Origin of the sequence: Kitasatospora sp. NPDC092948, from assembly GCF_044754805.1 — a bacterium.
Taxonomy (GTDB): domain Bacteria; phylum Actinomycetota; class Actinomycetes; order Streptomycetales; family Streptomycetaceae; genus Kitasatospora.
Window position 1 is genome coordinate 944,418 of record NZ_JBIVPU010000001.1, and the last position, 26,831, is coordinate 971,248.

Sequence of the window (26,831 nt, forward strand, 5' to 3'; positions counted from 1 at the left end):
GAACACCCCCCGCCCGCCCGGGCGGGCGGGGGTGCCGGGTCAGTGGGTGATCAGGTACTTGGTGGCGGTGCTGGGGCGGTAGAAGCTGCAGTCGGTGTTGGTGACGGTCGAGGTGTACGTCCAGCCGCTGGGGACCTCGCAGGCCCAGAGGCCGTTGGTGGGGATCTTCAGGCGGTAGGTGGTGGAGGTGACGCCGGAGACCTGGCTACAGGCCTGGGTGCTGGTGACGAGGTCGTACGTCCAGCCCGGGTTGGTGGTGCAGGCGGTCATCCCGTCCACCGGGGTGCGGAGGTGGAAGACGGTGGTCGGGGTGCGGCCGAGCTGGTCGCAGGCGGTGCTGGCGGTCACCGAGTCGTAGACGAAGCCGGGTGCGGTGTAACAGGAGCTCAGGCCGTCCGCCGGGGTGCGAAGGTGGTAGTAGGCGCCCTTGATGCTGCCGGAACCGCACCCCAGGGTCTGGGTGACGGAGTCGTAGACGTACCCGGCCGGGACGCTGCACGCCCAGGTGCCGTCCAGGTCGGTGACGGTGGTGGGTGCGGCGGAGGCGGTGGACACGGCGGCGCCCGTGAGCAGCAGGGCGAGGGCCCAGAGCGGGGCGAGGAGGTGGCGGACTCGGCGTGCGGCGGACATGGGTCTCCCAGGGTGGTGGGGGCATGGGGCCGTGCGGACTTCGGGTGGGTCCGGCACAGGTTCTAGCACCTGCCGACCACCCGTCGCCGTACCCGAGCGGGGCAAATGGTCCTCGCCGCGGCGGGCGGCTACGCGGCGGGAGATATTTTGACCGGTCCGCGTCAGCCGATCGGGGCGGGGGGTGGACCCGCGTCTGCCGTACCGGGTCGACGGGGTGTCAGCCCGGGATGTCGGTGGGAGCCCAGCCCGTGGTGGTCCAGCCGGCCCCGGTGCGGGAGAAGCGCAGGCGGAGGTGGCGGCGGTCCGGGCCGGCCTGCCAGAACTCGGCGGTGGAGGCGTGCAGGGCGTAGCAGTGCAGGGCGGGGGAGGGGGTTGGGCAGGTGGGGGACGGGTGGACGGGGCCGCGGAGGCGGATCTGGCGGCCGGGCCCGGGCCAGTAGGCGGTGAGGGCGGCGTCCGGGCGGGCGGTGAACTGACGGGCCTTCGGAGAGTCGGGCTCGGTCCAGAAGTGCCAGGCGCCGGCGGCCCGGTCGACGTCGCGCAGGACCAGCACCCGGGCGTCCGGGCGGCCCTCGGCGTCGACCGTGGACAGGGTCAGCACCTGGGGGTCGGGGAGGTCGGCCGCGAGGGCGTCCAGCAGCCAGGCGGTGAACAGGGTGGCCGGGTCGGCGGGGACGGCCGGGTCCGGGGCCGGGTAGTCGGTGGCCGCGAGGACCGGGCGGGCGATAAGGGCCCGGACGAGGGGGCTGGGTGCCGTGCGGTCGGTCACGCCGTCTCCCGAGGTGCGGTGCGGGACGCGGGCGCGGCGTGTTGCGCGCGGAGGAAGTCGCGGCCGGCTTCGTAGAGGGTGTAGCTGTGGCCGGGTTCCGGCCTGCCGGTGGGGCCGGCGCTCCACAGTCGGCGTCCGCTCTCCAGGTGGATGCCGGGCAGGTTGCCGTCGGGCTCGCGGGTGTTGGCGGTGACTGTCGCATGAGTGCACACGACGAAGCCGTCGGACCCGGTGGACTCCAGGACCAGGCAGAGCGGCGACCACTGGGCCGGGTCGAAGAGGTTGGTGGCCGCGTGGGCGAGCAGGCGCTCGCGCTCCTCGGGGTCGGCGGCGCGGACGGTCAGCGGCTTGAAGCTCTGGTGCAGGCTAATGGTCATCACGCCGCTGAACCAGACGTCGACCGTCTCCCCGCCGGTGCTCGGGGCCGGGCTGCGGAGCAGGAGCGTCATGTGGCTGACGGTGTAGTTCCAGACGCGGAAGACTCGTTCGACGGTGAAGCCCGACGCGGGGTCAGGTGCCGGATCGCTCATCGGCCCATGATCGCCGACCCGGGGTGCGCCGGGAAAGGCGGGGCGGGCCCGTCGTCCGGGCGGCTTATTAGACTCAATGTTGATAAGAACTGTCGAACCTCTTGTCGGGCCCACTACCCACGGGTAGTTTGCCCCTGTGCCCACGGGCCCACCGGAACTCCACCGGAGGCCGGCCCGCCGCCCGTTCACCCCCAGCCGTATGCCCCAGCCGCAGGTACAGGAGGCACCCCCCATGCCGCGCCCCACCCCCTCCCGCAGCCTTCGGCCCGGGCAGCCCGCATCCGTGCACGACAACCTGGTGCTCGAACCGCGGGACGTCCACTTCGACTGGTCGCAGCTGCCCATGCACTGGATCCCCGACGAGCCGATGGCCACCCACACCATCAACGTCCTGCACCTGCTGCTCCCCGAGGGCGAGCGGTGGTTCGTCAAGGTGTTCAAGGAGGCGCTGCCGCTGATCCGGGACGAGCAGCTGCGCGAGGAAGTGCTCGGCTTCATCGGGCAGGAGGCGATACACGCGGAGGCCCACCAGGAAGTCCTCGACCACCTGCTCGGGCAGGGCCTCGACCCGCGGCCGTACGTCCGGCAGGTCACCTGGCTGTTCCGCCGCGTCCTCGGCGACAAGCCCGGACTGACGGCGCGTCAGCGGCGCGAGAACATCATCGAGCGGGTCGCCTTCATCGCCGCGATCGAACACTTCACCGCGTTCCTCGGCAACTGGGCGCTCAACTCGCCCGGCCTCGACCGGGCCAAGGCCGACCCGACCATGGTCGACCTGTTGCGCTGGCACGGCGCGGAAGAGGTCGAACACCGCAGCGTCGCCTACGACTTGATGCGGCACCTGGACCCGGGGTACCTGCGGCGGGTCCGGGGCATGGCGGTCTCGGGGCCGTTGCTGATCCACCTGTGGATCCGCGGCACCCGGTTCATGCTCGCCGCCGACCCCTCGCTCAACGGGAGCCTGGTGCCGACCTGGCGGGAGGCCCAGAAGGCCGCGAAGCGGGGGCTGCTCCCCGAACCGGGCCGGTTCGTTCGTTCGGCGCTGCGGTACTTCGGTCCTGGGTACCACCCGACGAACGAAGGCAGCTCTTCGCAGGCGCTGGCGTACTTGGCGAAGTCGCCTGCGGCGAGGGCTGCCGCGGCTCACTAGGCGTCGGGTGGCGACGCCGGGGGCGCGGGGAACGGCGCGACAGGCGCACACCACGGCCGCAAGGCCGCGACCACGTGCAAGTCACTGTCCCGAGCCGCGATCTCTCCGACGGGTGCGTTCCCCTTCGCGCAGCTCTCCCCCAGCCCTGGCGGGCCGGGAGGTGCCCCCATACGCCCCTGGTTGTGCAGCCCCCGCTCTCGCGCGAGTCTCCCCGCGCCCCTGGTTGTCCTCCCCTCTCTCCCCAAGCCTCCCGGAGCCGCCCCCATGGATCTCGAAACCCCGCCGCCGGACCTGTACGGCCGTCCCCGGGCCGATCGGATGTTCGCGCGGTTGACCGCGTTCGGTGACTGGTACAGCCCGGCGCTCGGGCGGCCGGGGCTGCGGCGGAGTCCGCGGCGCGGGGAGTCGCGGGGGGTGCCGCCGCTGTACCTGGTGGTGACGTCGCACCAGGTGGTGGCCGAGGACGTCGTGGAGGTGCGGCTGGCCGATCCGTCGGGCGGGATGCTGCCGGAGTGGCAGCCGGGGGCCAGGTTGCTGATCACGCTGCCGTCGGGGCGGGAGCGCCACTACTCGCTGTGCGGGGATCCGGCGGACCGGCACGTGTACCGGATCGCGGTGCGGCGGATCGCCGATGGCGGCGGCGGGTCGGTGGAGGTCCACGACGACGTGCACGTGGGGTTGCGGCTGCGGGTGCGCAGACCGCGGAACGGGTTCGCGTTCTGCGGGGAGCAGCAGGTGCTGTTCCTGGCCGGCGGGATCGGCATCACGCCGCTGCTGCCGATGGCCCGGGCCGCCCAACACGCGGGCGTCGACTGGAAGTTGATCCACACCGGCCGGACGGCCGCCGCGCTGCCGTTCACCGCCGAGCTGAAGGCGCTCGACCCCGGCCGGGTGGAGCTGCGGACCGACGACGTGCACGGCGTGCCGGACGCCGCCGAACTGCTCTCGCACGCCGCGCGGAACGCCGCCGTGTACGTGTGCGGCCCGGCGCCGATGCTCGGCGCCGTGCAGCGGGCGCTGGACGCCTCGCCCGCGGCGTCGTTGCACTTCGAGCGGTTCGGCGCCGCGCCGATCGTCGACGGCCGGCCGTTCGCGATCCGGCTGGGGGAGGACGGGGAGACGGTGACCGTCCCGGCGGACCGCTCCGCGCTGGACGTGGCGCGGGAGTCGAAGCCGGACCTGGCGTACTCCTGCAAGCAGGGCTTCTGCGGGACGTGCGTGCTGAAGGTGGCGTCCGGGACGCCCGAGCACCGCGACCGCAGGCTGACCGAGGAGCAGCGGGCCGAGGGCCTGATCCTGCCGTGCGTGTCCCGAGCCGCCGAGGGCGAGACCCTCGTCCTGGAGGTGTGAACCGATGAAGCAGAGCGGACAGCTGCCGCACTTCCCGTTCGACGAACGGGACTTGGCGAAGTTCCGGGAGGTGCAGCAGCTCGCGTACCACTGCGCGGAGCAGGTCGCGGCGTGGATCGAGCCCGGGGTGACGGAGCGCCAGGCGACCGCGAAGCTGCGGCGGAGCCTGGTGCAGGCCGGAGTGCAGGACTTCTTCCACGTGCCGTTCGCGTGGTTCGGCGACCGCACCGCGTTCCGGCACTTCCACACCCCGCTCCAGTTCTTCGCGGGCTCGCGGGTGCTGAAGGAGGGCATGCCGTACGTGCTGGACTGCGCGCCGGTGGTGGACGGCTACACCGCCGACATCGGGTACGGCGGCAAGGTCGGCGAGAACCCGGTGTGGGACAAGCTCGCGCAGGACCTGCGGGTGTACCGGGAGTTGATCCTGCGCGAGGTCAAGGCGCGCAGGACGCTCGCCGAGGTGTACGCGGCGGTGGACGCGCAGATCGCCGAGCACGGCTACGACAACCGTCACCAGGTGTACCCGGGCCGGGTGATCGGCCACCAGGTGACCAGGATGACCGCCCGCGGGCCGGCCGGGGTGAACCTGTTCGGCTTCGGCGTGCGGACGCTCCAGACGCTCGGACGGGAACTGGTGAAGGAACGGCTGGAGGGCCGCTCCCCGCTGTGGGCCGGCGGCAAGGCGTCCCGGCACGCCCCGACGCCCGGACTGTGGGCGGTGGAGCCGCACATCGGCTTCCGCGAGGTGGGCATCAAGTTCGAGGAACTCCTCGTGGTCACCGACGAGGACGTGTACTGGCTCGACGACGACCTGCCGCACGTGCGGCGCTGGGCATTCCAGGAGGGCACCGCATGACCGGCCGCAGCACCGAGATCCGTCACCGCACCGTCGACTCCGGCGGACTGAAGCTCGCCGTGTACGAGCAGGGCGACCCGGCGAACCCCACCGTGGTGATGGTGCACGGCTACCCCGACGACCACAGCGTCTGGGACGACGTGGCCGCCGACCTGGCCGCCGACCACCACGTGGTGCGGTACGACGCCCGCGGCTCCGGCGCGTCCGGCGTGCCCGCCCGGCGCGAGGACTACCGGCTGGAGCTGCTCGGCCAGGACCTGTTCGCCGTCGCCGACGCCGTCAGCCCCGACCGCCCGGTGCACGTGGTCGCGCACGACTGGGGCAGCGTGCAGTCCTGGGAGGCGATCACCACCCCCGGCTCGTACCGGCGGTTCGCCAGCTACACCACCATGTCCGGCCCCTGCCTGGACCACATGGGCCACTGGATACGGCACCGGCTGCGCCGCCCGACACCGCGTCACGTCTCCCAGCTGCTGCGCCAGGGCGTGCACTCCTGGTACATCGGCCTGTTCCACCTGCCCGTTCTCGCGCCCGCCGGGTGGAAGCTCGGCCTGGCCCGGCTGTGGCCCAAGGTGCTCAACGACCTGGAGGCCGTCCGCCCCCGGCCCGGGCACCCGCAGCCCACCCTCGCCAAGGACGCCGTGCGCGGCATCGAGCTGTACCGGGCCAACATGCGTCCCTCGATCGCCAAGCCGCGCGAACGCCACACCGAGGTGCCCGTCCAGCTGATCACCCTGCAACGCGACCACTACGTCTCGGAGTTCCTCTCCGAAGGCCTGGAGCAGTGGGCGCCCCGGCTGACCCGCCGCACCCTGAACGCCACCCACTGGTCGGCGCTGCTGGAGAAGGGCCCGCAGGTCGCCGCGCTGGTCCGCGAGTTCGCCGCCCGCGACCACGGCGCGCTGCGCCAGGAACCCTCCGAGGGCGGCGAGTTGGTCGTCGTCACCGGCGGTGGCAGCGGCATCGGCCGGGCCACCGCGCTGGCCTTCGCCGACCAGGGCGCCCGGGTGGTGGTCTGCGACCGCGACCTGCCCGCCGCGCAGCGCACCGCGGAACTGTGCGCGCTGTCCGGCGTCAAGTCCGGGGCGTACCAGGTGGACGTGAGCGACGGCGCGGCCGTGGACGCGTTCGCCAAGCAGGTCGCCGCCGACTTCGGCGTGCCCGACGTGGTGGTCAACAACGCGGGCATCGGTCACTCCGGGACGTTCCTGGAGACCACCGAGGCCGAGTGGCGGCGCGTCCTGGACGTCAACCTGTGGGGCGTCATCCACGGCTGCCGCGCCTTCGGGCAGCTGATGGTCGACCACGGCCAGGGCGGACACATCGTCAACCTGGCCTCCGCCGCCGCCTACCTGCCGTCCAAGGTGCTCGCCGCGTACGCCACTTCGAAGTCGGCGGTGTACATGCTGTCGGACTGCCTGCGGGCCGAACTCGCCCCGCACCGGATCGGCGTCTCCACCATCTGCCCCGGCATCGTCAACACCAACATCACCCGCACCACCACCTTCTCCGGCCTCGGCGACGACGCCCTCGCGGCCAAGCAGGCCCGGGTCTCCAAGATGTACGCCCGCCGCGGCTTCCCGCCGGAGAAGGTCGCCACCGAGATCGTCCGCGCCGTCCGGACCGGCAAGGCCGTCGTCCCCGTCACCGTCGAGGCCAAGGCCGCCCGCCTGCTCGGCCGGCTCAGCCCCGGGCTGCTCCGCCTGGCAGCCCGAGTCAACGCGGGCTGACCGCACAGCAGTTGAGACGTGCGGCGCGACCGGTGCGGAAACCGGTTCGCGCCGCACCGGGCCCAGGCGCGAGACTGCCGCCCATGGACACCCCCGAAGCCCGCGCCCTGCGGCACGTCGCCGCCCGCAGCACCGGCGACCCGCTGCCCGCCGGGATCTCCGTCACCCTCAACTTCCACCCCGACCGGATCGGCGGCGACGGCCTGTCGGTCCTGGAATCGCTGGCCCGCGACGGCGTGTACCGCTCCCAGTTCTCCACCGGCACCAGCAACGGCGGCCTCACCGCCCACCCCGGCGGCGACCGCTGGCGCTGGGAGAGCCGGATCTTCGGCGGCGCCTACGACGACGCCCCCGCCGAGACCCGCCCCGTCTACGGCGCCCTCAACCACCTCCGCAGCCCCTACGGCGGCGCACCCCGGTTCGGCTCAGCACACTTCCGGCTCACCCCCGACACGCTGCGCCGCGCCACCTTCTGCTACCCCGACAGCGTCTTCGAACCCGAACACTTCGGCACCGCCGACGCGATGGCCCTGATCGCGCTGGTCGAAGCCGACGGCCAGGACCTGCTGGATGCCTACGTCGAAGCCCAACTGCACGGCCCCGTCACGGTGTTCACCCACCTCGACGCCCTCGTCCTCGACCCCTGCCACCGGGGCACCGCCGTCGAGACCGCCGCCCGCGCCCTGCCCTGCCGACTCGAATGGCACCCCGGACACCGCCTCCCCGCCGACGAGCTGGAGCAGTACGCCGACTACCGGGGCCCGCACATCACCGCCCTCGGCGCGAAGATCGCCCAGGAGGGCATCCTCGACCCGGCCGTCATCGGCGCCGCCGTCCGCAGCGGGCAGTACGACCCGCAGGAGCTGAAGAAGGTGTGGCACTGCCTGGCCCGATTCGGCCGCCCCGTAGACTGACAGTCCATGGATCTCACCACCATGGCCGGCCCCCTCGCCTCGTTCGCACTGGTCGTGGGCCTGCTCACGCTCACCCCCGGACTCGACACCGCCCTCATCCTGCGCACCGCCGCGCTCGGCCACCGGCGGCAGGCCTGGGGCGTCGTCCTCGGCATCCAGACCGGCACGATGATCTGGGGCACCGCCTCCGCCGCCGGCCTCAGCGTGCTGCTCACCGCCTCCCGCGCCGCCTACGAGACACTGCGCTGGGCCGGCGTCTGCTACCTGCTGTGGATGGGCGTGCAACTGCTCCGCAAGCGCCACCAGGACTCCGCCGACGCCCCGGAGGACCAGCCCAACGCCGGTGGCTGGTGGGCCGGTTGGCGGCGCGGCACGCTCACCAACCTGCTCAACCCGAAGGTCGGCGTCTTCTACGTCGCCGTCCTGCCCCCGTTCATCCCCGCCGGCGCCCCGCACCTGCCCGCCGGCATCCTGCTCACCTCCGTGCACGTGGCCGAGGGCACCCTGTGGTCCGCCGTCCTGATCGGCTTCGCCCACACCCTGCGCACCTGGCTGCGCCGCCCCGCCGCCCGCCGGGCCATCGACCGGATCACCGGGGCCGCGGTGGTCGGCTTCGGGGTCAAGCTGGCGCTGACCGACTGACGTCCCCCGGTCCGGCCGCGCCGGGGCTTCCGGGTTCGGCCGGGCCGGGGCTCTCGGGTTCGGCCGGGCCCGGGTTTTCGGGTTCGGTCGCGCTGGGGCTGTCAGGCGCCGCCGGGCCGGGGCTCTCGGGTTCGGGCAGGCTCGGGCTCCCGGGCTCGGCGACGGCGGCGGCGAAGCGGGCTGCCACCGTGGCCACCGCCGCGCGGAGTTCGGGGCCGCCCAGGACGCGGAAGCCGAACGGGACGGTCGCCAGCCACTGCTGGGCGTACATCGCCGGGTTGCGGGTGCTGCCGCGCAGGACGCACTGCTCGCCTGCGGATTCGAGGCGGCCCATCGGTGCGCCGATCCACGGGGCGACCTGCGCCAACGGGGCGTCGAACACCACGTGCGTCCGGTAGGCCCAGCCCGAACCGAGGTGGGCTTCCAGCAGGGCGACCGGGTCGAGATCGGGTGGCATCCGGAAGCGCGTGGCGGTCTCCTCGGCCGACAGCACCCGGTCGATCCGGTAGGTGCGCACCGCGTCCGACCGGTGCGAGTGGCAGAGCAGGTACCAGCGGGCCCGGCGCACCACCACCGCCCACGGGTCCACCTCGGCCCGCCACTCGTCGTCGGCCCCGCTCCGGTACGTGATCACCGTGCGCCGGCGGGCCGCGACCGCCTCCACCAGGGCGTTCGTCACCCCCGGATCCGCGTACACCGCCCACGGATCCGGCGCCGCCGCGGCATGCTCGCGCAGCGCCGCCGCCTGCCGCCCGACCTCCTCCGGCAGCACCCGGACCACCTTGTCCAGCGCGGCACCGACCGGATCGCCGTCCTCCCCGGCCGCCGGCCGGCCGTCCAGCACCGCCATCACCAGCCCCAGCGCCTCCGCCTGGGTGAACGCCACCGGCGCGAGCCGCGTCCCGCGCCGCAGCCGGTACCCGCCGTGCGGGCCGCGCTCCGACTCCACCGGAATCCCGGCCTCCCGGAGGATCGCCACATACCGCCGCGCCGCGCGGTCCGTCACCCCCAGCTTCTCCGCCAGCTCCTCCGACGTGGTGCCCGGCCGGGCCCGCAGGATCTCCAGGGTGCGCAGCGCGCGGGCGGTGGGGCTCGTTCCGGTCGTCACGTCGGCCAATGTATGCGGCGGCCGCGACAATCAGGAAGTAGATCGTCCGGAACCGCACCTAGCCTTGGTGACACACCCGCTTCTCCACCTCTACTTCGGGAGCTCACCGTGGACATCCTGCTCATCGGCGGCCTCTGGCTGGACGGCACCGCCTGGGACGCGGTGACCCCCGTCCTCGACGAACTCGGCCACCGCCCCCGCCCGTTGACCCTGCCCGCCGCGCCCGCGACCACCCTGGACGAGCAACTCGCCGCCGTCCTCGCCGCGGTGGACGCCGCCGACGGCCCGGTCATGGTGGTCGCGCACTCGGCGCACTGCACCCTCGGCTGGCTGGCCGCCGACGCCAGGCCCGAGAAGGTCGCCTCCGTCGCCCTGGTCGGCGGCTTCCCGCAGCAGGACGGCGCCGCCTACGCCGACTTCTTCGAGATCCGCGACGGCGTCATGCCGTTCCCCGGCTGGGGCCCGTTCGAAGGCCCCGAGAGCGCCGACCTCGACGAGAGCCTGCGGCAGCAGATCGCCGCCGACGCCGTCCCCGTCCCCGAGCCCGTCGCCCGCGCCGTCGTCCGCTTCACGGACCCGCGCCGCCACGACGTCCCGATCGCCATGGTCTGCGCCGAATACACCCCCGACCAGGTCCGCGACTGGGTCGCCGGCGGCCATGCCCCCGAACTCGCCCACGCCAAGCACGTCGAGTACCTCGACCTGGACTCCGGCCACTGGCCCATGTTCAGCAGGCCGACCGAACTCGCCCGCCTCCTCGCCGCCCTGGCCTGAGCCCCGTCACAGCCACCGCTCGGCGGCCTCCACGCTCTCGCCGAGGCCGCCGTTGAACGCGAGCGCCGCGGTCGGCGCGTGCCGCCGCACGAGATTCACCACGAGCTCGAACAGCGGCAACAACGGCTCGGGCTTCCGAATCCCGCCGCCTATCACCACCACGTCCCACGCCTGCTTCCGCAGCACCCCGACGAACGCCTCCTCCGCCGACCCGTCCGACGCGACCATCGCCGTCGAAGCGTCGACCCCGCGCTCGGCGAACCGGGCCAACTCCCGCTCCAGGACGGCAAGGACGGCATCGCCGTCCAGGCCGGGGACGGTGCGCGGATCAATGCCCAGAATCAGAACTGACGCCATGTCATGGTCGACGACCGGCCGCCGGCGAAGGTTCCGCGGACTCCCGCGAAGGGCTCCCGGAGGACGTGCGCCGCAGCTCGGCGGGAATCCGGCCGACGGCGAGGGCGACTGCTCCGGCGGCCGTGCCGACGTGGTGCAGGGCGGGGCCGCCCCACCACTCCTTGATGTCGGGGACCTGGAACCGTCCGGCCGGCGGGTCGAAGGTCGCGGCCCGCCGGCCGGACGGTTCGAGGTCGATTCCCAGGGGCGATGCAGGCGTGCGCCCCCGGCGCGGCATTGGTTGTCGGGGCTCCCTGATGCGCAGTCAATTTGGCTGGTTCGTAAGCGTGGTGTGTTCATTCCGCCTACTATTCGGCCAAACGAGAAGTGCGCGGGACCGAATCGGTGATCTTGCTGCGGGGGTTCGGCGTGCCTTCCTGACGACGAGAGCAGGGCATGACCCAGACAGAACAGGAAACCCGAGCGCCCGCGCCACGCGCGGGCCGGCGGATCGCCGGACGGGCCGCCGCCGTGGTGGTGGCCTTCGCCGCCGCCACTGCTGTCTCCGCCCCGTCCGCCTCGCCGGCGACCCCTGAAGGTTCGGTGACGGTCCGGGTGGTGCGGGCGGTGGACGCGAGCGGGACGTACAGTCCGCTGCTGGAGCCGGGCGTGCCCGGGGCGCGGGTCATCGTGACCGGCGACGACGGCGAGCAGATCGAGGACAAGACGCCGGCCAACGGCATTCTGACCTTCACGCCCAACCGGACCAGCGGGAGCGGCAAGTACCGGGTGGAGGTGTACAGCCCGCGGGGCGGCCTGCTGTTCCCGGCGTTCGCCTCCCGCGAGGGCGTGGCCGGCGGCCCGAGCAGGCTGAGCAGCGCCGTGGAGTTCGTCGACCTGTCGGCGGGCAAGAACGTGTCGATGACCACCGGCTTCTGGAACCCGGCCGACTACTGCCAGAAGAACGCCCCGCTGGCCACCGCCTGCCAGCCCGCCGCCGGCTCGCCGGCGGCCCAGCGCACCGTGCTGAGCTTCCCGTACGAGTCCCGCGGCGTGAACAAGGACGTCACCGACCTGTCCACCGAGGGCGACACCGGCAACGTGTTCGGCCTCGCCTGGAACCGGGACGACAAGCGGCTGTTCAGCTCCGCCCAGGCCAAGCGCTCCACCGACTACGGCCCCGGCGGGCCCGGCGCGATCTACGTCACCGACCCGGCGACGAAGACCACCAGGCTGTGGGCCACCGTCCCGGACGCCGGGACCACCGCGCACACCGGCGGCGACGACGCCGGGTTCCTGGGCGCGGTCGGCAAGGAGAGCCTCGGCGGGCTGAAGCTCTCCCAGGACGGCCGCGACCTGTGGGTGGTCAACCTGCACAACCGCAAGCTGTACCGCTACGACGCCACCCTGCCGACGGCGGACCAGCCCAAGGCGGTCTACGCCATTCCCACCCCCGACTGTCCGTCGGCGGACGACTGGCGGCCGTTCGGCCTCGGCATGCAGGACGACTTCGGCTACGTCGGCGGCGTCTGCACGGGCCAGTCCACCCAGAAGATCAGCGACCTGCGCGCCGTGGTGTTCCCGTTCAACCCGGCCAACGGGATGTTCGGCGGCCCGGCGCTGAACCAGCGGCTCGACCACCGCGGCACGCCCGCCACCACCTGCGCCGGCTACTACTGGTACCCGTGGCAGGACGTCGAGCCCGGCCCGAACGGCACCGCCTGCAGCAGCAACCCGGAGCCCGAGCTCGGTGAGATCGGCTTCGAGACCGACGGCAGCATGCTGCTGTCGTTCCGCGACCGGTACGCCGACCAGGCCGCCGCCGCCCCCGCGGCCGGCGCCCCCGCCGACTTCGTCTACGTGCTCTCCTCCGGCGACCTCAACAAGGCCTGCAAGCCCAACATCCTCGACGACCTGTACGTGATGGACGTCGACCTGGGCTGCGGGATCACCACCCGCGGCAAGGGCTTCTTCGACCTGAACCGCCCCGCCCCGGTCGGCCACCCGTACGCGACGTTCGCGGGCATGGCGCTGTCCAAGGTGGAGAGCTCCATCGCCACCTCCGGCTACGACGTCTCCAACAACATCGTCACCGCCGGCACCATGTTCACCCTGCGCGACGGCGGGATCGACCCGGGCTTCGGCAACGAACTGTCCGACGGCCGCTCCCGCTTCGGCAAGGGCGCCGCGATGGGCGACCTGGAGGTGCTCTGCGACCGGGCGCCGCTCCAGATCGGCAACCGGGTCTGGTACGACCCCGAGCGCTCCGGCGTCCAACTGCCGCAGCAGAAGCCCGTTCCCGGCGCGACCGTCAACCTGTACGACGCGGACGGCAAGAAGGTCGGCACCACGAAGACCACCGACCGCGGCGAGTACTACTTCGACGACAGCGACGTCACGGGCGGGCTGCAGCCGCACACCGCCTACACCATCCGCCTGGACAACCCGGCGGACTACGCCGAGGGCGGCCCGCTGTACCACTGGATCCCGACCGAGCCCGGCGTGGGACCGGACGGCCAGCTCGACTCCGACGGGACCGTCCCCAAGGGCGGCACCTACGTCGAGAAGGCGGTGACCACCGGCGCTGCCGGCGAGAACGACCACACCTTCGACTTCGGGTTCATGCAGCAGCAGGGCGAGCTGCGCCTGGTCAAGCACGACCAGGACGGCAAGCCGCTGCCCGGCGCGGTGTTCCAGCTGTGGCGCGACACCAACAAGACCGACGGCCTCCAGACCGACGGCGACAAGGCCGACACCAAGGTCGGCGAGCCCTGCACCACCGGCGAGGACGGCACCTGCCACACCGTCACCGACAAGGGCACCTACTACTGGCAGGAAGTCACCCCGCCCAAGGGCTACCAGGCCCCCGAGCAGCCGGTCCTCGGACCGGTGGTCCTCGACGACGAGCACCTGGCGGACGGCATCACCACCACCGCCGTCAACCAGCTGATCCCGTCGCCGCCCACCACCCCGGCCCCGACGCCGACGCCGACCCCGGCGCCCACCCGGGCGCCGTCGCAGCCGTCGGGCAGCCTGGCCTTCACCGGCACGGACAACACCGTCCTCACGTACACCGTGGTGGGCGGAGCGGTCCTGCTCGCCGCCGGCGCGGGCCTGCTGATCGCGGCCCGCAGGCGTCGCACGCACTGACGACCGGTCAGTCGGCAGTACCGAAGGGCCCCGGGATACTGTCCCGGGGCCCTTCCCCGAGCACCACCCGTCCCGCACCGAGGAGCGAAACACCCCGATGGCATCCGACAAGAAGCGTCGCCTGTCCCGGCGCAGCCTGATCGTCACCGCCGTGGCGGCGGCCGTGCTCGCGGGCGGCGGGGTGACGGCCTGGCAGCTGGTGGGCGGCGGCGAGGAGAGCCGTCCGCTGACCACCGACGAGGCGTCCCGGCTGGCGCTGTCCCGGCTGAAGGTCTATCAGGCCAGCCCGCTGCGGGTGACGGTGAAGGTGCAGGAGGGCGACGGCATGGTGGTCGAGGTGCAGGGCGTCGTGGACTACCGCACCAAGCACGCCGCGGGCAGCTACACCGTCACCGGCAAGGGCGGCATCGCGGACCAGGGCCTGGTGGTGTGGGACACCGGCGGGCTGGGCCTGGCCAAGTCGCCCGCGGGGGTGGACGGCCCGGCCTGGGAGCAGGCCGAGCACGTGCCGCGCACCGGCTGGTCGTCGCGCAGCTACGGCACCGACCCGCTGGACGCCGGGCTCCAACTGCTCGTCCAGCTGGGCGCGGACCGGCCCGACAACCCGCTGCTGCTGGCCCAGGCCGGGCCGCGCTGGCTCGGCCGGGACCGGATCGACGGCCGCGACTACGACCGGATCGCCGGCCCGCGCTCCCGCGACGCCGCCGACAAGGACACCGGCACCTCGCCGCTCACCTACTGGCTCGACGCCGACGGCGGCCTGCGCCGGGTCACCATGCGGATGGCCGGCCTCGGCACCCCGACCACCCTGGAGATCGGCGGTCAGGACGCCGGGGCCAAGCTCCCGGAAGCGCCCTGGGCGACGGCGGGCTGAAATGCCGTCAGACGGCCGTCGGCAGCGGGTAGCTGTCCGGGTCGACCTTGCCGGGCAGGTCCACGGCGGGGACGGCCGGGGCGCTCGGGTCGGTCATCGACGGCTGGGCGGGCGGCACCGGCACGGCGTTGAACGCCATCCCGGGCGGCGGCTGCACCCCGGCCGCGCGGCCCGGCGGCACCTTGCCGCCGCCGCTCGCCCCGCACGCGGCCAGCTGCTCCAGGTCGGCGGGGCTCTGCACGGCCGGACTGTTGCCGGAGAAGCAGTTGCCGGGGTCGGCGGCCGAACTGACCAGGTCCACGCCGTTGCCGGTGGCCCGGTTCCCCGTCACCCTGTTGCCCGAGGCGGGGTGCCCGGGCGGGTCGGTGACCACGACGCCCGCGGCCCGGTTGCCCTGGACGAGGTTGCGCTCGACCCGGTTGTCGGTGCCGCCGCCGATCCCGACCCCGATGCCGAAGCCGCCGTCGGCCTGCTGCGGCGAGTCCGCCGAGTTGTTGTTCGCGATCACGTTGCCGGCGATCACCGCGGCGTGCTGCGGGGCCAGCGACTCCAGGTCGTTGGAGTTTATGGTCACCCCGACCCGGTTGTTGACGGCCCGGTTGCCCACCACGGTGAGGTTCTCCGAGGCGTTGGTGATCTCGATGCCGACGGCGTTGCGCTCCACCGTGTTGCCCCGCACCAGCGTGTTGCACGGCCTGCACTGGCCGACGTAGATCCCCGAGTCGGCCTGCCCCGACGCGTACGAGTCCTCGATGATCCCGTCGCGCGCGTCGAACGCGTAGATGCCGTACAGGGCGTTCCCGTACGACGTCACCTTGCTCGCCCGGAAGCCCTGCACGGCCGGGAACCGGGTGGTGTCCAGCGGGTCGTACGCGGAGCCGCCCGCGCCGTGGCGCTGGAGCTTCTCGTCGGTGACGCCGGTGAACAGCACGCCGTTGGCGAGGAAGCCGTGCACGGTGAGGTTCTCCACCACGGTGCCCGCACCGGTCGCGGTGATGCCGTTGATCAGCTTCAGGTCGCCGTCGAAGACCACCGTGTTGCGGTCCGAACCGCGCAGCACGATCCGGGGCTTGGTGATCCGCACGCTCTCCTTGTACACGCCGGGATGCACCAGGACCAGGTCACCGGGGTTGGCCAGGTCCACGGCGCGCTGCACCGTCGGGACGTCCTCCGGCACCTGGATCACCGTGCCCGGCGGGTGGTGGTCGGCGGACGTCGACGAGGACGAGGAACAGGCGGCCAGCGCCGGCAGCAGCAGGCCCAGCGCCACGAGGCCGGTCCGGAACCGGCGCGGACCGGTCCGTCGGCGCATCAACGGGTGGAAACCATGGAGGAGTTGCATGAAACGTGTTCTATCGTCTCCAATAGCGGCCATGCACATCGAATCGGGGAACCCGCAGGACACCGCCGCCGCCGGAGGGCCCCGCATCGGCCGCCGGATGCTGCTGTCGGCGGGCGCCGTGCTGGCCGCCGGGGCGGGCGCGGCCACCGCCACCGCCCTCGGCCGCGGTTCCGGGCACCAGGCCCCCGCGCTCCCCGCCCCGGTTCCCCACTACGGCGCGCGACAGTCCGGTCTGACGTACCGTCAACTCCCCGCCACCCGGCTGCTCGCGCTCGACCTGCCCGCCACCGCCGACCGTGACGCACTGCGCGGCCTGCTCGCCGCACTCGACAAGGTGCTCGCCGCCGCGTCCGACGGCAGCCTCGCCGACCCGCGCCTGTCCGCCGCCCCGGTCTCCTCGCTGGCCGCCGTCGGCCCCGCGCTGGCCGCCCGCCTGAAGCTCGACGCGCCCGCCGAACTCGCCGAACTCCCGGCCTTCCCCGGCGACCGGCTCGACCCCGCGCGCGGCGGCGGCGACCTGCTGCTCCAGATCTCCGCCGAACAGCCGTGGACCACCGGCGTCCTGACCGAGCATCTGCTCACCGCCGCAAGGCCCTTCGGCGCCGCGCCCCGGTGGAGCCAGGCCGGCTTCCTCCCGAACGTCCCCGACGGGGAGACCCCGCGCAACCTGTTCGGCTTCAAGGACGGCACCGCCAACCCCGACCCCGCCGACCCCGGCCTGTGGCACTCCGACGGCACCATCCTGGTCTACCGCCGGATACGCATGGACACCGCCGCCTTCGCCGCCGTGCCGACGGACCGTCAGGAACTCGCCATGGGCCGCCACCTGATGTCCGGGGCCCCGCTCAGCGGCACCGCCGAGCACGACGACCCCGACATCTACATCAAGCACCCCGACGGCTCCTACGTCATCCCCGTCGACGCCCACGTCCGCCTCAGCAGCCCCCGACTCGACGGCGGCGCCCGGATGCTCCGCCGCGGCTACTCCTACGACGACGGCCCCGACGACCGCGGCCTGCTGTTCTGCGCCTTCATGCGCGACCCCGCCCTCTTCACCCGCGTCCAGAACCGCCTCGCCGAGAACGACGCCCTCAACCCCTACCTCACCCACAACGCCTCCGCCGTCGCCTGGGTCCTCCCGGGCTCCCGCCCGGACCGACCGCTCGGCGCGACGCTGTGACCGCCGGGGGTGACGCGCGCCTCTCCGGGGAGGTCCTGCTGGACGTCGGGAGCCCCGAGGAGTTCAAGGCGGTCGTCCTGCGCTTCCTCACCGAGGCGCTGGGACGGATCGAGGGCCCGCTGAAGGCCCGGGTCGACGAGCTCGCGGAAGGGAGTGCCGGGCGGGTCCACGGCGACGCCCTCACCGGCCGGATCCGGCTGTCGGCGGCCTCGTTGGAGCTCGGCGGCATGTTCCAGCACCGCCCGTACAGCGCGGAGAACCTCGACTGGCTCGCCGAACGGGCCGCGGAGGGCCGGACGGTGTCCGCGACGGCGGCGGCCATCGGACAGGGCGGACTCACCGTCGAGGTCGTCTGCGACCTGACGGCCTGGCGGGACGACGCCGACGAACGGTGGGCGGTCCTCCGGCTGGAGACCCCGGTCTCCGCCGCGCTGGTCGCCGCCGTGGTGCAGAGCATCCGCGGCGTCGTCGACGAGGCGGACCCGGTGTTCGGGTCGGTCGGCCACGGCGGAGCGGTGACCTGCACCGCGTTGGAGCACGCACTGGGCCTGCGCGATCTGGGCGACACCTACGACGACGCCCGGCGGATCCTCCGCGGCTACGACTGGATCACCGTCGTGCCACGGCAGTTGGCCGCCGAACACGGCGGCGCCGCCGCGTTCGCCGGGTCGGGCCTGGCGGACGTCACCGAGCTTCCGTCCGGCGCGCTGTGGCTGGGCGCCACCGAGGAGTTCGCCGACTACCGCGGCTCGGCGGTGTGGGCGATGTTCGCGGCGGTGGCCCCGATGCTCCCGACCGGCCTGCCGGTCCAACGGGAGCGCCCGGGCGGGCCGCGCCGGGCGAGCCCGGTGGTGCCGGAGGACGCCGGGAAGTACGGCGCGACCCGGGCGTTCGATTCCTGATCGCGGTCTGCGCGAGAATCCGGCCATGAAGCTGAGGATGATCGGGTACTGGGGAGGGAAGCAGTGGCCCGAGGGGCCGGACCCGCGTGAACTCGTGGACCCGGACTGGGACGTCGACGAGCGCGACTTCGTCGTCGGCTACCTCTGCCAGGGCTACCTGCTGGGGGAGTTCATGGGCACCTCCCCCTGCCGGATCTGCGGCCGGCCGAACGGGTCCGCCGAGTTCACCGACGGGGAGTTCCTCTGGCCCGAGGGCCTGGCGCACTACCTGGCCGAACACGGCGTCAGGCTGCCCGCGGCCTTCGTCGACCATGCCACCCGCCGCTTCGACGGCCTCGAAGGAGCCGACCGCGGCGACAGCTGGTGGCTGGAGAACTGGAACAGGACGGCGTCATAGGGCCGGGCCGGACTCCTGCGCACCGTCGTGGTGGATCGGCCCCGTCGTCGTGGTGAGCGGCAGGTGGGTGCCGCCGCGGGTGTGGGCGACGATTTCGGCGGCGATGGAGACGGCGGTCTCCTCGGGGGTGCGGGCGCCGAGGTCGAGGCCGATGGGGGAGTGGAGGCGCGACAACTCGGCGTCAGTGAGGCCGGCTTCGCGGAGGTGGACGAGGCGGTCGTGGTGGGTGCGGCGGGAGCCGAGGGCGCCGACGTAGGCGACGGGGAGGCGCAGGGCGCGCTGCAACAAGGGCAGGTCGAACTTGGCGTCGTGGGTGAGGACGCACAGGACGGTGCGGGCGTCGAGGCTCTCGACCTGGGCGTCGAGGTAGCGGTGGGGCCAGTCGACGACGATCTCGTCCGCGTCGGGGAAGCGGCGGCGGGTGGCGAAGACCGGGCGGGCGTCGCAGACGGTGACGTGGTAGCCGAGGAACTTGCCGATCCGGGCCAGCGCGGCGGCGAAGTCCATGGCGCCGAAGATCAGCAGGCGCGGGGGCGGCACGTAGGACTCGACGAACAGGGTGGCGGAGCCGAGGGGGAGGAGACCGGTGCGGCCGGCGGAGAGCATGCCGCGGGTCTCGGCGACCAGCGGGCGGGCGAGGGGGAGGGCGCCGTACGAGGCGTCGGGGGTGACGGCGAGCGTGCGGCCGAGGAGAGCTGACGGTCCGTCGACGATCCGGGCCACCGCGAAGGGGGTGCCGGAGGCGAGGAGGGAGACGGCGGCGTCGAGGCCGGGGGAGGTGCCGGGGACGACCGGGTGGACGAAGACGTCGAGGGAACCGCCGCAGGTCAGGCCGACGGCGAAGGCGTCCTCGTCGCTGTAGCCGAAGTGCCGGAGGACCGGGGTGCCGGAGGAGAGGGCCTCCTGGCACGCCTCGTAGACCGCCGCCTCCACGCAGCCGCCGGAGATCGAGCCCACCGCCTCGCCGTACGCGTCGACGGCGAGCGCCGCGCCAGGCCCGCGCGGGGCGCTGCCCGAGGCGCGGACCACGGTGGCCACGGCGAAGGGGCGTCCGGCGGCGTGCCAGTCGTGGAGTTGTGCGGCGATGTCCTGCACGAAGAACTCCTTGCGGTACCGCTCCGGTGTGCGCGGGAAGGGGGTGCCGGGCCAGGGCCGACGGAGGGGCCGGCGGAGGGGGCGGGGAACGGGGCGGGGGAGCGGCCGGTGGAGGGGTCGCCCCGGCCAGGGGCTCAGTGGACGCCCAGCCAGGACTTGATCGGGGCGAGCGCGAAGTAGACGACGAAGACGACGGTGAGGATCCACATCAGGACGCCGGGCTCGCGCCACTTGCCGGTGCCGGCCTTGACGACCGTCCAGGAGACGACGCCCGCCGCGACGCCCGCCGTGATGCTGTAGGTGAACGGCATGACGACGCTGGTGAGGAACGCGGGGACGGCGACCTCGCGGTCCGCCCAGTCGATGAGCCGGGCCTGACTCATCATCAGGGAGCCGATCACCACCAGCGCCGCCGAGGCGACCTGCACCGGCACGATGGCGGCGAGCGGGGAGAAGAACAGCATCAGGGCGAACACGCCGCCGATGACGACGGAGGCCAGGCCGGTGCGGGCGCCGTCGCCGACGCCGGTCGCGGACTCCAGGAACACGGTCTGCCCGGAGGCCCCGGCGACGCCGCCGATCGCGCCGCCCGCGCCGTCGATGAACAGCGCCTTCGACAGGCCGGGCATCCGGCCCCTGGAGTCGGCGAGGCCGGCCTCGGTGCCGACGCCGATGATGGTGGCCATCGCGTCGAAGAACCCGGCCAGGACCAGGGTGAACACCGCGACGGTGGCGCTGATCGCGCCCATGCCGGCCGAGCCGAACGCACCGAACAGGTCGACGTGGCCGAACAGCCCGAAGTCGGGCGCGGAGACCGGCGAGCCGGGCCAGACCGGCGCGGAGCCGCCCCAGTCCTCGGCGGTCAGGTCGGCGGCCCGGTCGACGATCATCGCGACGCCGGTGCCCACCGCGAGGCCGATCAGGATCGCGCCGCGCACGCCCCGGGCCAGCAGCACGAAGATGAACAGCAGGGTGAGCGAGAAGAGCAGGACCGGCCAGCCCTCCAGCTCGCCGAACGGGCCGAGGGAGAGCGGGGTCGGCCCGCCGGTGTGCACGAACCCGGCCTTGACGAAGCCGACGATCGAGATGAACAGGCCGATGCCGATGGTGATGGCGTGCTTCAGCGCCAGCGGAATCCCGTTCATGATCTTCTCGCGCAGGCCGGACACCACCAGCAGCACGATCAGCAGACCGTAGATCACGCACAGGCCGAACGCCTGCGGCCAGGTGGTGTGCGGCACCACCAGCGCCGAGATCACGCCCGAGACGGACAGGCCGGCGGCGAGCGCCAGCGGCACCTTGCCGACCACGCCCATCACCAGGGTGGTGACGGCGGCGGCGAGCGCGGTCGCGGTGGTCACCTGGGCGTGGTCGAGGCGGTGGCCGGTGACGTCCGGGCCGCTCAGGATGATCGGGTTGAGCAGCAGGATGTAGGCCATCGCCATGAAGGTGGTGAGGCCGCCGCGCACCTCGGTGCCCACGGTGGACCCGCGCGCCGAGATCTTGAAGTACGCGTCCAGCGCGCCGCGCGAGGTGGGGCCGGGCTGCGCCGGGATCTGTGCCATGTCGGTTCCCAGAGTTCAGAGGGTGAGGTGCTCCGGCCGGACCGGGATGCGGGTCAGCGCCTTCCCGGTGGCCTGCCGGATCGCCGCCACGATCGACGGGGTGGCGGACACGGTCGGGGCCTCGCCGACGCCCCGCAGCCCGTACGGGGCGTGCGGGTCGGGGAGTTCGAGGAGTTCGACCGGGATCGGCGGGGTGTCGAGGACGGTCGGGATCAGGTAGTCGGTGAACGAGGCGTTGCGCACCTTGCCGTCCGTGAGCACGATCTCCTCCATCACCGCCAGGCCGAGGGCCTGGGTGCAGCCGCCGTGGATCTGGCCGAGCACGGCGAGCGGGTTGAGAGCCCGCCCGACGTCCTGAACGGCCGTCAGTTCGACCACCTTGACCAGACCGAGCTCCACATCCACGTCCACCACGGCGCGGTTCGCACAGAAGGAGTACTGGACGTGGCCGAAACCCTGCCCGGTCTCCGGGTGCAGCGCGGCGGTCGGCCGGTGGCGGTACACCCGGGTCTGCTCCACCGGCTCGTCGCCGAGGAGCTCGACGAGGGGTGCCAGAACACCGGCGGACAGGGAGACGACCCGACCGCCCGTCAGCGTCAGGTCGCGGTGCGTCCAGCCGTGCCGGCGGCGGCCCCGGTCGAGCAGCACCTCGCGGACGGCCTCGGCGGCGAGCTTGACCGCGCCGCCCGTCATGTACGTCTGCCGGGAGGCGGAGGTGGAACCGGCCGAGCCGATCTCGGTGTTGGCGGGGTGGATGGTGACGTGCTCGACGCCCAGCTCGGTCCGGGCGATCTGGGCGTGCACGGTGACGCCGCCCTGGCCGACCTCGGCCGCCGCCGTGTGCACCATGGCGACCGGCTCGCCGCCGAGCACCTCCAGCCGGACCCGGGCGGTGGAGTAGTCGTCGAAGCCCTCGGAGAAGCCGACGTTCTTGATGCCCACCGAGTAGCCGACCCCGCGCACCACGCCCTCGCCGTGCGAGCTGTTGGACAGGGCGCCCGGCAGCGAGCGCTGCTCGGACGGGTCGAGCGGCGGCGGCAGCGGCCGGTCCTTGGCCCGCCGGAGCAGCTCGGCGACCGGCGCGGGCGAGTCGATCCGCTGCCCGGTCGGCATCACGGAACCCTCGGAGAGCGCGTTCAGCTGCCGCAGCTCCACCGGGTCCATGCCGAGCGCGGCGGCCAGCCGGTCCATCTGCGACTCGTAGCCGAACGCGGCCTGCACCGCGCCGAAGCCGCGCATCGCCCCGCACGGCGGGTTGTTGGAGTACAGCGCGAGGGCGTGCATCCGGACGTTCGGAATGACGTACGGGCCGTGGCCGAGCGAGGCGGCGTTGCCGGCCACGGCGGCCGAGGTGGAGGCGTACGCGCCGCCGTCCAGCACGATCCGGCCGTCCGCGAACACCAGCCGGCCGTCCCGGGTCGCGCCGTGCTCGTAGCGCATCCGGGCCGGGTGGCGGTGCACGTGCCCGAAGAACGACTCGTCGCGGGAGTACACGATCTTGACGGGCTTTCGGGTGTGCAGCGCCAGCAGGCAGGCGTGGATCTGCATCGACAGGTCCTCGCGGCCGCCGAACGCGCCGCCCACCCCGGCCAGGGTGAGCCGGATCTTCTCCTCCGGCAGGGCCAGCACCGGCGCCATCTGCTGCCGGTCCACGTGCAGCCACTGGGTGGCGATGTACAGGTCCACGCCGCCGTCCTCGGCGGGCACCGCCAGACCCGACTCGGGGCCGAGGAACGCCTGGTCCTGCATGCCGACCTCGTACTCGCCGGAGACGATGACGTCCGCGAGCGCCCGCACCTCGTCGGTGATGCCCAGGCCCGCCACCAGCCGCTGCTCGTGGCAGAGGTTGCCGTGCGCGCGGGCCTTGTACTCGTACGGCTCGTGGACGTAGCCGTACCGCTCCGGGTCGAGGCACTGCTGTTCGGTGGTGATCGGGGTGAGCACCTCGTAGTCGACGACGATCCGCTTTGCCGCCCGGCGGGCCGTCTCCGGGTGGTCGGCGGCCACCAGCGCGACCGGCTCGCCCTGGTAGCGGACCTTGTCGATCGCCAGGGCCGGCTGGTCGGCGATCTCCAGGCCGTAGAACTTGGCGCCCGGGATGTCCTCGTGGGTGAGCACCGCGTGCACGCCGGGGACAGCGAGGGCCCCCGAGACGTCGACCGAGCGGATGTTGGCGCGCGGGTGCGGGGAGCGCAGCGCCGTGCCCCACAGCATGTCCTCGTGCCACAGGTCGGAGGAGTAGGCGAACTCGCCCTTCACCTTCAGCGTGCCGTCCGGGCGCAGCGGGGACTGCCCGATGCCGTGCTCGGACGCCTGGCTGATCTTCTGCAGGTTCTTCTCGGCCTGGATCGGACGGGTCGTCACCTGCCGCCCCCCGCCCGGTCGATGCGGGCCGAGGCCAGCCGCACCGCGTCCATGATCTTCTCGTAGCCGGTGCAGCGGCACAGGTTTCCCGACAGCGCCTCGCGGATGTCGCCGTCGGACGGCCGCGGGTCCCGGGCCAGCAGGGCGTCGGTCTGCACCAGCAGGCCGGGCGTGCAGAAACCGCACTGCACCGCGCCCGCGTCCAGGAACGCCTGCTGCACCGGGCCGAGCGCGCCGTCCGGGCCGGTCAGGCCCTCCACGGTGCGCACCTGACGGCCCTGCACCTGACCGGCCGCCACCAGGCAGGCGCAGACCGGAACGTCGTCCAGGTAGACGGTGCACGAGCCGCACTCGCCCTGCTCGCAGGCGTTCTTCGAACCGGGCAGGCCGACCCGCTCGCGCAGCACGTACAGCAGCGACTCGCCCTCCCACACGTCGTCGGCCTCCACCGGCCGCCCGTTCGCCGTGAACGTGACCCTCATGCCGCCCTCCCCAACTGCTCGCGGTAGTCGTTCCAACACCACGTCAAAGTGCGCCGGGCCAGCACCGCCAGGGCGTGCCGCCGGTACGCGGCGGTGCCCCGGACGTCGTCGATCGGGTCGGCGGCGGCCGCCACCAGCTCGCCGAAGCGCCGCACCACCCGCGGGGCCGGCGGGTCGCCGGACTCCCAGGCCAGCGCCTCCCGCAGGTACGCCTCGGCCTGCGCGGCGCGGCGCGGCGTCGGCGCGGCCGAGCCGATGCCGGCGCCGACCGAGCGGTCCTTCGGGTGCAGCGCCAGGCCGAACGCGCAGACCGCGATCACCATCGCGTTGCGGGTGCCGACCTTGGCGAACTGCTGCGGGCCGTCCGCGACCGGGATCCGCACCGCCCGGATCAGCTCGTCCGGCGCCAGGCAGTGCCGCTTCACCCCGACGTAGAACTCGTCGATCGGAATCAGCCGCACCCCGCGCACCGAATGCGCCTCCACCCGCACCCCGCGGCCCGCGGCCAGCAGCGCCGGATGCGCGTCACCGGCCGGCGAGGCCGCGCCCAGGTTGCCGCCGACACCGCCCCGGTTGCGGATCTGCGGCGAACCCACCGTCCGCGACGCCAGCGCCAGCCCCGGCAGCGGAGCCGACAGCTCGTCGATGATCCGGGCGTACGGCACCGCCGCGCCCAGGCGCACCCACGCCCCGTCGGTGCTCCACTCGGTCAGCTCCTCGATCCGGTTCAGGTCGAGGAGCGCCGGCGGCCGGCGCAGGTCGAAGTTCAGCTCGACCATGACATCGGTGCCGCCGGAGACCGGCAGCGCCCCCGGGTGCTCGGCCATCGCCACGAGCGCCTCGTCCCAGCTCGCGGGCCGAAGGAACTCCATGCGGTGTCTCCTCTCCGTGCCGACGGGCGAGGACCCGGCGGCGTGCAGGCCAGTGAACCGCCGCCGGCGGCATGGTCGGCAGTCACCGATGGCATGAGGGCCGACGGTGCGCCGCCGCACTGTCCTGTACGTTCGTCCAATGTGGACGATCCTCCAGCCCACCCGGGTCACCCTGGGCCGTCCTCGCCCCGGAATCACCCCCACGAATCACCCACCGCACCCGCAGCACCCGCCGCACCGTCACGAAGGGCCCCGTCCATGCGCGTCCGCGACCTGCTCGCCGCCGGCGCACCCCGACTGCGCCTGCTCGCCGGCGAGGACGAACTCGACCGGCAGGTCACCGGCGTGATGACCACCGACCTCCAGGACCCGGGGCGGTTCCTGCACGGCGGCGAACTCGTCCTCACCGGCATGCTGTGGCGTACCGCCCCCGCCGACTCCGCCCGTTTCGTGCGCACCCTGGTGGCCGGCGGCGCCGCCGCACTCGGCGCCGGCGAGGTCGAGGTCGGACCCGTCCCCGCGGACCTGGTCGACGCCTGCCGCCGGCACCGGCTGCCGCTGCTCGCCGTCCCCGACGACGTCGCGTTCGGCACCCTCACCGAATACGTCGGCCGGCACGTCTCCGCCGGACGCGCCGCCGACCTCGCCGCCCTCGTCGACCGGCACCGGCTGCTGGTCTCCGCCGCCGGCACCGGCGGCCTGGACGCCGTCCTCGACCTGCTCGGCGGCGATCTCGACCTCGACTGCTGGGTGCTCACCCCCACCGGCCGGGTCGTCGCCGGACCCGCCGACCGCCTCACCCCCGAGGACCGCGACCGGCTCGCCCGCACCCACCTCGCCGCCCAGCAGCGCGGCCAACGACCCCCGCACCGGGTCCGCCTCGCCGATGGCGCCTACTCGCTGCTGCCCGCCGCCGAGACCGCCACCGCCGCCCCGCTCGCCGACTGGATCCTCGCCGTCGCCGGCGACCTCGCCGAATGGCCCGCCAAACGCCGCCAGCTCGCCGACAACCTGGCCCGCCTGGTCGCCGCCGAACGCACCCGCCGCGACGACAGCCGCCGCCTGCGCCGCCGGATCGCCGACGAACTCCTCGCCCTGCTGCGGCGCGACGCCGCCCCCGCCGAGATCGCCCGCGTCCTGCCCGGCGAGGGCCACCCGCAGTGGCTGGTGCTGACCGCCGACGCCACCGGCCTGCCCGACGGCGCGCTGCGCCCGGTCCTCGAAGAGGCGCTGCCCGCGACGGCCCTGGTCGCCGCCGACGGCCCGGCCGGCGCCGTCGCCGTGCTGCCCGCCCCCGACGCCGCCGCCTCCGACGCCGCTGCCCCCGCGGCCCCCGCCGACGCCGTCCGCGCCCTGCTCGCCCCGCTGGAGGCCGGACTCGACGCCGACAGCCGGATCACCGTCGGCGTCGCCGCACCCGCCGCCGAGCCCGCCGGCCTGCGCGGCGCCCTCGAAGAGGCCCGGCACGCCCGCCGGGTCGCCGACGCCCGCCCCGGCCGGATCCGGGTCGCCGGCCCCGAGGAACTCGCCTCGCACGTCCTGCTGCTGGCCGCCGTCCCCGACGACGTCCGGCGCGCCTTCCGGGCCCGGCTGCTCGACCCCGTCACCGCCTACGACCAGGAACACCAGGCCGACCTGCTGCACACCCTCGGCGCGTTCCTGCGCGCCGACGGTTCCTGGACCCGCTGCGCCGCCCAGCTGCACGTGCACGTCAACACCCTGCGCTACCGGATCGGCCGGATCGAGGAGCTGACCGGCCGCGACCTGTCCCGGCTGGAGGACCGGGTGGACTTCTACCTGGCCCTCCAGCTCGCCTGAC

23 protein-coding genes and 1 pseudogene are annotated in these 26,831 nt (G+C 73.6%); 13 read left to right on the top strand and 11 right to left on the bottom strand.

Features of this window, described 5'->3' with window-relative positions:
* Positions 1–39 precede the first annotated feature (39 nt).
* The 3 genes from ACIQF6_RS03835 to ACIQF6_RS03845 form a co-directional block, all read right to left on the bottom strand.
* Positions 40–630 (bottom strand): hypothetical protein, encoded by a 591-nt coding sequence (locus tag ACIQF6_RS03835; RefSeq protein WP_400889740.1) that lies wholly within the window; start codon positions 628–630, stop codon positions 40–42.
* 217 nt (positions 631–847) lie between these two features.
* A complete protein-coding gene (locus tag ACIQF6_RS03840; protein WP_400889742.1) occupies positions 848–1,399 on the bottom strand; it encodes a pyridoxamine 5'-phosphate oxidase family protein in 552 nt (183 codons plus the stop codon).
* Positions 1,396–1,929 carry a hypothetical protein gene (locus tag ACIQF6_RS03845; protein ID WP_400889744.1) on the bottom strand — a complete coding sequence of 178 codons (534 nt, stop codon included), beginning with the start codon at positions 1,927–1,929 and terminating at the stop codon, positions 1,396–1,398. Before ACIQF6_RS03845 ends, ACIQF6_RS03840 begins: the two co-directional genes overlap by 4 nt.
* A 232-nt stretch (positions 1,930–2,161) precedes the next feature.
* Here ACIQF6_RS03845 and ACIQF6_RS03850 point away from each other — a divergent pair, with 232 nt between their 5' ends.
* The 6 genes from ACIQF6_RS03850 to ACIQF6_RS03875 all read left to right on the top strand — a co-directional run bounded on the left by ACIQF6_RS03850 (position 2,162) and on the right by ACIQF6_RS03875 (position 8,571).
* The gene (locus tag ACIQF6_RS03850; protein WP_400889746.1) at positions 2,162–3,079 is read left to right on the top strand and encodes a metal-dependent hydrolase; all 918 of its coding nucleotides are present in this window, start codon (positions 2,162–2,164) and stop codon (positions 3,077–3,079) included.
* A gap of 264 nt (positions 3,080–3,343) precedes the next feature.
* Positions 3,344–4,429 carry a PDR/VanB family oxidoreductase gene (locus tag ACIQF6_RS03855; RefSeq protein WP_400889748.1) on the top strand — a complete coding sequence of 362 codons (1,086 nt, stop codon included), beginning with the start codon at positions 3,344–3,346 and terminating at the stop codon, positions 4,427–4,429.
* A gap of 4 nt (positions 4,430–4,433) precedes the next feature.
* Positions 4,434–5,285, top strand: a complete 852-nt coding sequence (locus ACIQF6_RS03860) for a M24 family metallopeptidase (protein WP_400889750.1) — start codon at positions 4,434–4,436, stop codon at positions 5,283–5,285.
* Positions 5,282–7,015 (top strand): SDR family oxidoreductase, encoded by a 1,734-nt coding sequence (locus ACIQF6_RS03865; protein WP_400889753.1) that lies wholly within the window; start codon positions 5,282–5,284, stop codon positions 7,013–7,015. The genes ACIQF6_RS03860 and ACIQF6_RS03865 overlap by 4 nt, the downstream gene beginning before the upstream one ends.
* 83 nt (positions 7,016–7,098) lie before the next feature.
* Complete coding sequence (locus ACIQF6_RS03870) at positions 7,099–7,929, top strand: DUF3626 domain-containing protein (RefSeq protein WP_400889755.1); 831 nt, start codon at positions 7,099–7,101, stop codon at positions 7,927–7,929.
* 6 nt (positions 7,930–7,935) lie between these two features.
* Positions 7,936–8,571: a LysE family translocator gene (locus ACIQF6_RS03875; RefSeq protein ID WP_400889757.1), complete on the top strand. Its 636-nt coding sequence runs from the start codon at positions 7,936–7,938 to the stop codon at positions 8,569–8,571.
* Positions 8,572–8,722: 151 nt separating this feature from the next.
* Here ACIQF6_RS03875 and ACIQF6_RS03880 read toward each other — a convergent pair.
* Positions 8,723–9,679 (bottom strand): annotated as a pseudogene (locus tag ACIQF6_RS03880) (helix-turn-helix transcriptional regulator); the annotation flags it as partial.
* Positions 9,680–9,787: 108 nt separating this feature from the next.
* Between ACIQF6_RS03880 and ACIQF6_RS03885 the strand changes: the two are divergent.
* A complete protein-coding gene (locus ACIQF6_RS03885) occupies positions 9,788–10,453 on the top strand; it encodes an alpha/beta fold hydrolase (protein ID WP_400889759.1) in 666 nt (221 codons plus the stop codon).
* 6 nt (positions 10,454–10,459) lie between these two features.
* Here the strand turns inward: ACIQF6_RS03885 and ACIQF6_RS03890 are convergent, their stop codons facing one another.
* The gene (locus tag ACIQF6_RS03890; RefSeq protein WP_400889761.1) at positions 10,460–10,810 is read right to left on the bottom strand and encodes a hypothetical protein; all 351 of its coding nucleotides are present in this window, start codon (positions 10,808–10,810) and stop codon (positions 10,460–10,462) included.
* A gap of 435 nt (positions 10,811–11,245) precedes the next feature.
* Here ACIQF6_RS03890 and ACIQF6_RS03895 point away from each other — a divergent pair, with 435 nt between their 5' ends.
* Positions 11,246–13,939: an SdrD B-like domain-containing protein gene (locus tag ACIQF6_RS03895; RefSeq protein ID WP_400889763.1), complete on the top strand. Its 2,694-nt coding sequence runs from the start codon at positions 11,246–11,248 to the stop codon at positions 13,937–13,939.
* A 97-nt stretch (positions 13,940–14,036) separates the two neighbouring features.
* Positions 14,037–14,813 (top strand): hypothetical protein, encoded by a 777-nt coding sequence (locus ACIQF6_RS03900; protein WP_400889765.1) that lies wholly within the window; start codon positions 14,037–14,039, stop codon positions 14,811–14,813.
* A gap of 7 nt (positions 14,814–14,820) precedes the next feature.
* Here ACIQF6_RS03900 and ACIQF6_RS03905 read toward each other — a convergent pair whose 3' ends face one another.
* The gene (locus tag ACIQF6_RS03905; protein WP_400889767.1) at positions 14,821–16,155 is read right to left on the bottom strand and encodes a right-handed parallel beta-helix repeat-containing protein; all 1,335 of its coding nucleotides are present in this window, start codon (positions 16,153–16,155) and stop codon (positions 14,821–14,823) included.
* Positions 16,156–16,186: 31 nt separating this feature from the next.
* On the opposite strand from ACIQF6_RS03905, the gene ACIQF6_RS03910 reads away from it, so the two are divergent.
* From ACIQF6_RS03910 to ACIQF6_RS03920, 3 genes are read left to right on the top strand one after another with little or no spacing between them, the layout of a single operon-like run.
* Positions 16,187–17,335, top strand: a complete 1,149-nt coding sequence (locus ACIQF6_RS03910) for a Dyp-type peroxidase (protein ID WP_400889769.1) — start codon at positions 16,187–16,189, stop codon at positions 17,333–17,335.
* Positions 17,332–18,237 (top strand): hypothetical protein, encoded by a 906-nt coding sequence (locus ACIQF6_RS03915; RefSeq protein ID WP_400889771.1) that lies wholly within the window; start codon positions 17,332–17,334, stop codon positions 18,235–18,237. The genes ACIQF6_RS03910 and ACIQF6_RS03915 overlap by 4 nt, the downstream gene beginning before the upstream one ends.
* A 25-nt stretch (positions 18,238–18,262) precedes the next feature.
* On the top strand, positions 18,263–18,634 hold the full coding sequence (locus ACIQF6_RS03920) for a hypothetical protein (RefSeq protein WP_400889773.1): 372 nt from the start codon (positions 18,263–18,265) through the stop codon (positions 18,632–18,634).
* Here the strand turns inward: ACIQF6_RS03920 and ACIQF6_RS03925 are convergent.
* From ACIQF6_RS03925 to ACIQF6_RS03945, 5 genes are all read right to left on the bottom strand, one after another.
* Positions 18,629–19,729, bottom strand: coding sequence for an XdhC family protein (locus ACIQF6_RS03925; protein WP_400889775.1), 1,101 nt, complete (start codon positions 19,727–19,729; stop codon positions 18,629–18,631). The two genes, ACIQF6_RS03920 and ACIQF6_RS03925, sit on opposite strands and share 6 nt — an antisense overlap.
* A gap of 134 nt (positions 19,730–19,863) precedes the next feature.
* The gene (locus tag ACIQF6_RS03930) at positions 19,864–21,294 is read right to left on the bottom strand and encodes an NCS2 family permease (RefSeq protein ID WP_400889777.1); all 1,431 of its coding nucleotides are present in this window, start codon (positions 21,292–21,294) and stop codon (positions 19,864–19,866) included.
* 15 nt (positions 21,295–21,309) lie between these two features.
* Entirely contained in the window at positions 21,310–23,643 is a 2,334-nt protein-coding gene (gene pucD / locus ACIQF6_RS03935; RefSeq protein ID WP_400890111.1) for a xanthine dehydrogenase subunit D, read from the bottom strand.
* Between the two features lie 11 nt (positions 23,644–23,654).
* Positions 23,655–24,140, bottom strand: a complete 486-nt coding sequence (locus tag ACIQF6_RS03940) for a (2Fe-2S)-binding protein (protein ID WP_400889779.1) — start codon at positions 24,138–24,140, stop codon at positions 23,655–23,657.
* Positions 24,137–25,012: an FAD binding domain-containing protein gene (locus ACIQF6_RS03945; RefSeq protein ID WP_400889781.1), complete on the bottom strand. Its 876-nt coding sequence runs from the start codon at positions 25,010–25,012 to the stop codon at positions 24,137–24,139. Before ACIQF6_RS03945 ends, ACIQF6_RS03940 begins: the two co-directional genes overlap by 4 nt.
* A 258-nt stretch (positions 25,013–25,270) precedes the next feature.
* Here ACIQF6_RS03945 and ACIQF6_RS03950 point away from each other — a divergent pair, with 258 nt between their 5' ends.
* On the top strand, positions 25,271–26,830 hold the full coding sequence (locus tag ACIQF6_RS03950) for a PucR family transcriptional regulator (RefSeq protein ID WP_400889783.1): 1,560 nt from the start codon (positions 25,271–25,273) through the stop codon (positions 26,828–26,830).
* The last annotated feature ends 1 nt before the right edge of the window (position 26,831 follow it).

What these genes read in the sequence shown, in the direction of transcription:
- ACIQF6_RS03895 (WP_400889763.1), top strand. Translation starts at nt 11,246, where the DNA reads ATGACCCAGACAGAACAGGAAACCCGAGCGCCCGCGCCACGCGCGGGC.
- ACIQF6_RS03845 (WP_400889744.1), bottom strand. Translation starts at nt 1,929, where the DNA reads ATGAGCGATCCGGCACCTGACCCCGCGTCGGGCTTCACCGTCGAACGA.
- ACIQF6_RS03860 (WP_400889750.1), top strand. Translation starts at nt 4,434, where the DNA reads ATGAAGCAGAGCGGACAGCTGCCGCACTTCCCGTTCGACGAACGGGAC.
- ACIQF6_RS03950 (WP_400889783.1), top strand. Translation starts at nt 25,271, where the DNA reads ATGCGCGTCCGCGACCTGCTCGCCGCCGGCGCACCCCGACTGCGCCTG.
- ACIQF6_RS03875 (WP_400889757.1), top strand. Translation starts at nt 7,936, where the DNA reads ATGGATCTCACCACCATGGCCGGCCCCCTCGCCTCGTTCGCACTGGTC.
- ACIQF6_RS03900 (WP_400889765.1), top strand. Translation starts at nt 14,037, where the DNA reads ATGGCATCCGACAAGAAGCGTCGCCTGTCCCGGCGCAGCCTGATCGTC.
- ACIQF6_RS03945 (WP_400889781.1), bottom strand. Translation starts at nt 25,012, where the DNA reads ATGGAGTTCCTTCGGCCCGCGAGCTGGGACGAGGCGCTCGTGGCGATG.
- ACIQF6_RS03835 (WP_400889740.1), bottom strand. Translation starts at nt 630, where the DNA reads ATGTCCGCCGCACGCCGAGTCCGCCACCTCCTCGCCCCGCTCTGGGCC.
- ACIQF6_RS03920 (WP_400889773.1), top strand. Translation starts at nt 18,263, where the DNA reads ATGAAGCTGAGGATGATCGGGTACTGGGGAGGGAAGCAGTGGCCCGAG.
- ACIQF6_RS03850 (WP_400889746.1), top strand. Translation starts at nt 2,162, where the DNA reads ATGCCGCGCCCCACCCCCTCCCGCAGCCTTCGGCCCGGGCAGCCCGCA.
- ACIQF6_RS03890 (WP_400889761.1), bottom strand. Translation starts at nt 10,810, where the DNA reads ATGGCGTCAGTTCTGATTCTGGGCATTGATCCGCGCACCGTCCCCGGC.
- ACIQF6_RS03905 (WP_400889767.1), bottom strand. Translation starts at nt 16,155, where the DNA reads ATGCAACTCCTCCATGGTTTCCACCCGTTGATGCGCCGACGGACCGGT.
- ACIQF6_RS03855 (WP_400889748.1), top strand. Translation starts at nt 3,344, where the DNA reads ATGGATCTCGAAACCCCGCCGCCGGACCTGTACGGCCGTCCCCGGGCC.
- ACIQF6_RS03870 (WP_400889755.1), top strand. Translation starts at nt 7,099, where the DNA reads ATGGACACCCCCGAAGCCCGCGCCCTGCGGCACGTCGCCGCCCGCAGC.
- ACIQF6_RS03940 (WP_400889779.1), bottom strand. Translation starts at nt 24,140, where the DNA reads ATGAGGGTCACGTTCACGGCGAACGGGCGGCCGGTGGAGGCCGACGAC.
- ACIQF6_RS03865 (WP_400889753.1), top strand. Translation starts at nt 5,282, where the DNA reads ATGACCGGCCGCAGCACCGAGATCCGTCACCGCACCGTCGACTCCGGC.
- ACIQF6_RS03930 (WP_400889777.1), bottom strand. Translation starts at nt 21,294, where the DNA reads ATGGCACAGATCCCGGCGCAGCCCGGCCCCACCTCGCGCGGCGCGCTG.
- ACIQF6_RS03910 (WP_400889769.1), top strand. Translation starts at nt 16,187, where the DNA reads ATGCACATCGAATCGGGGAACCCGCAGGACACCGCCGCCGCCGGAGGG.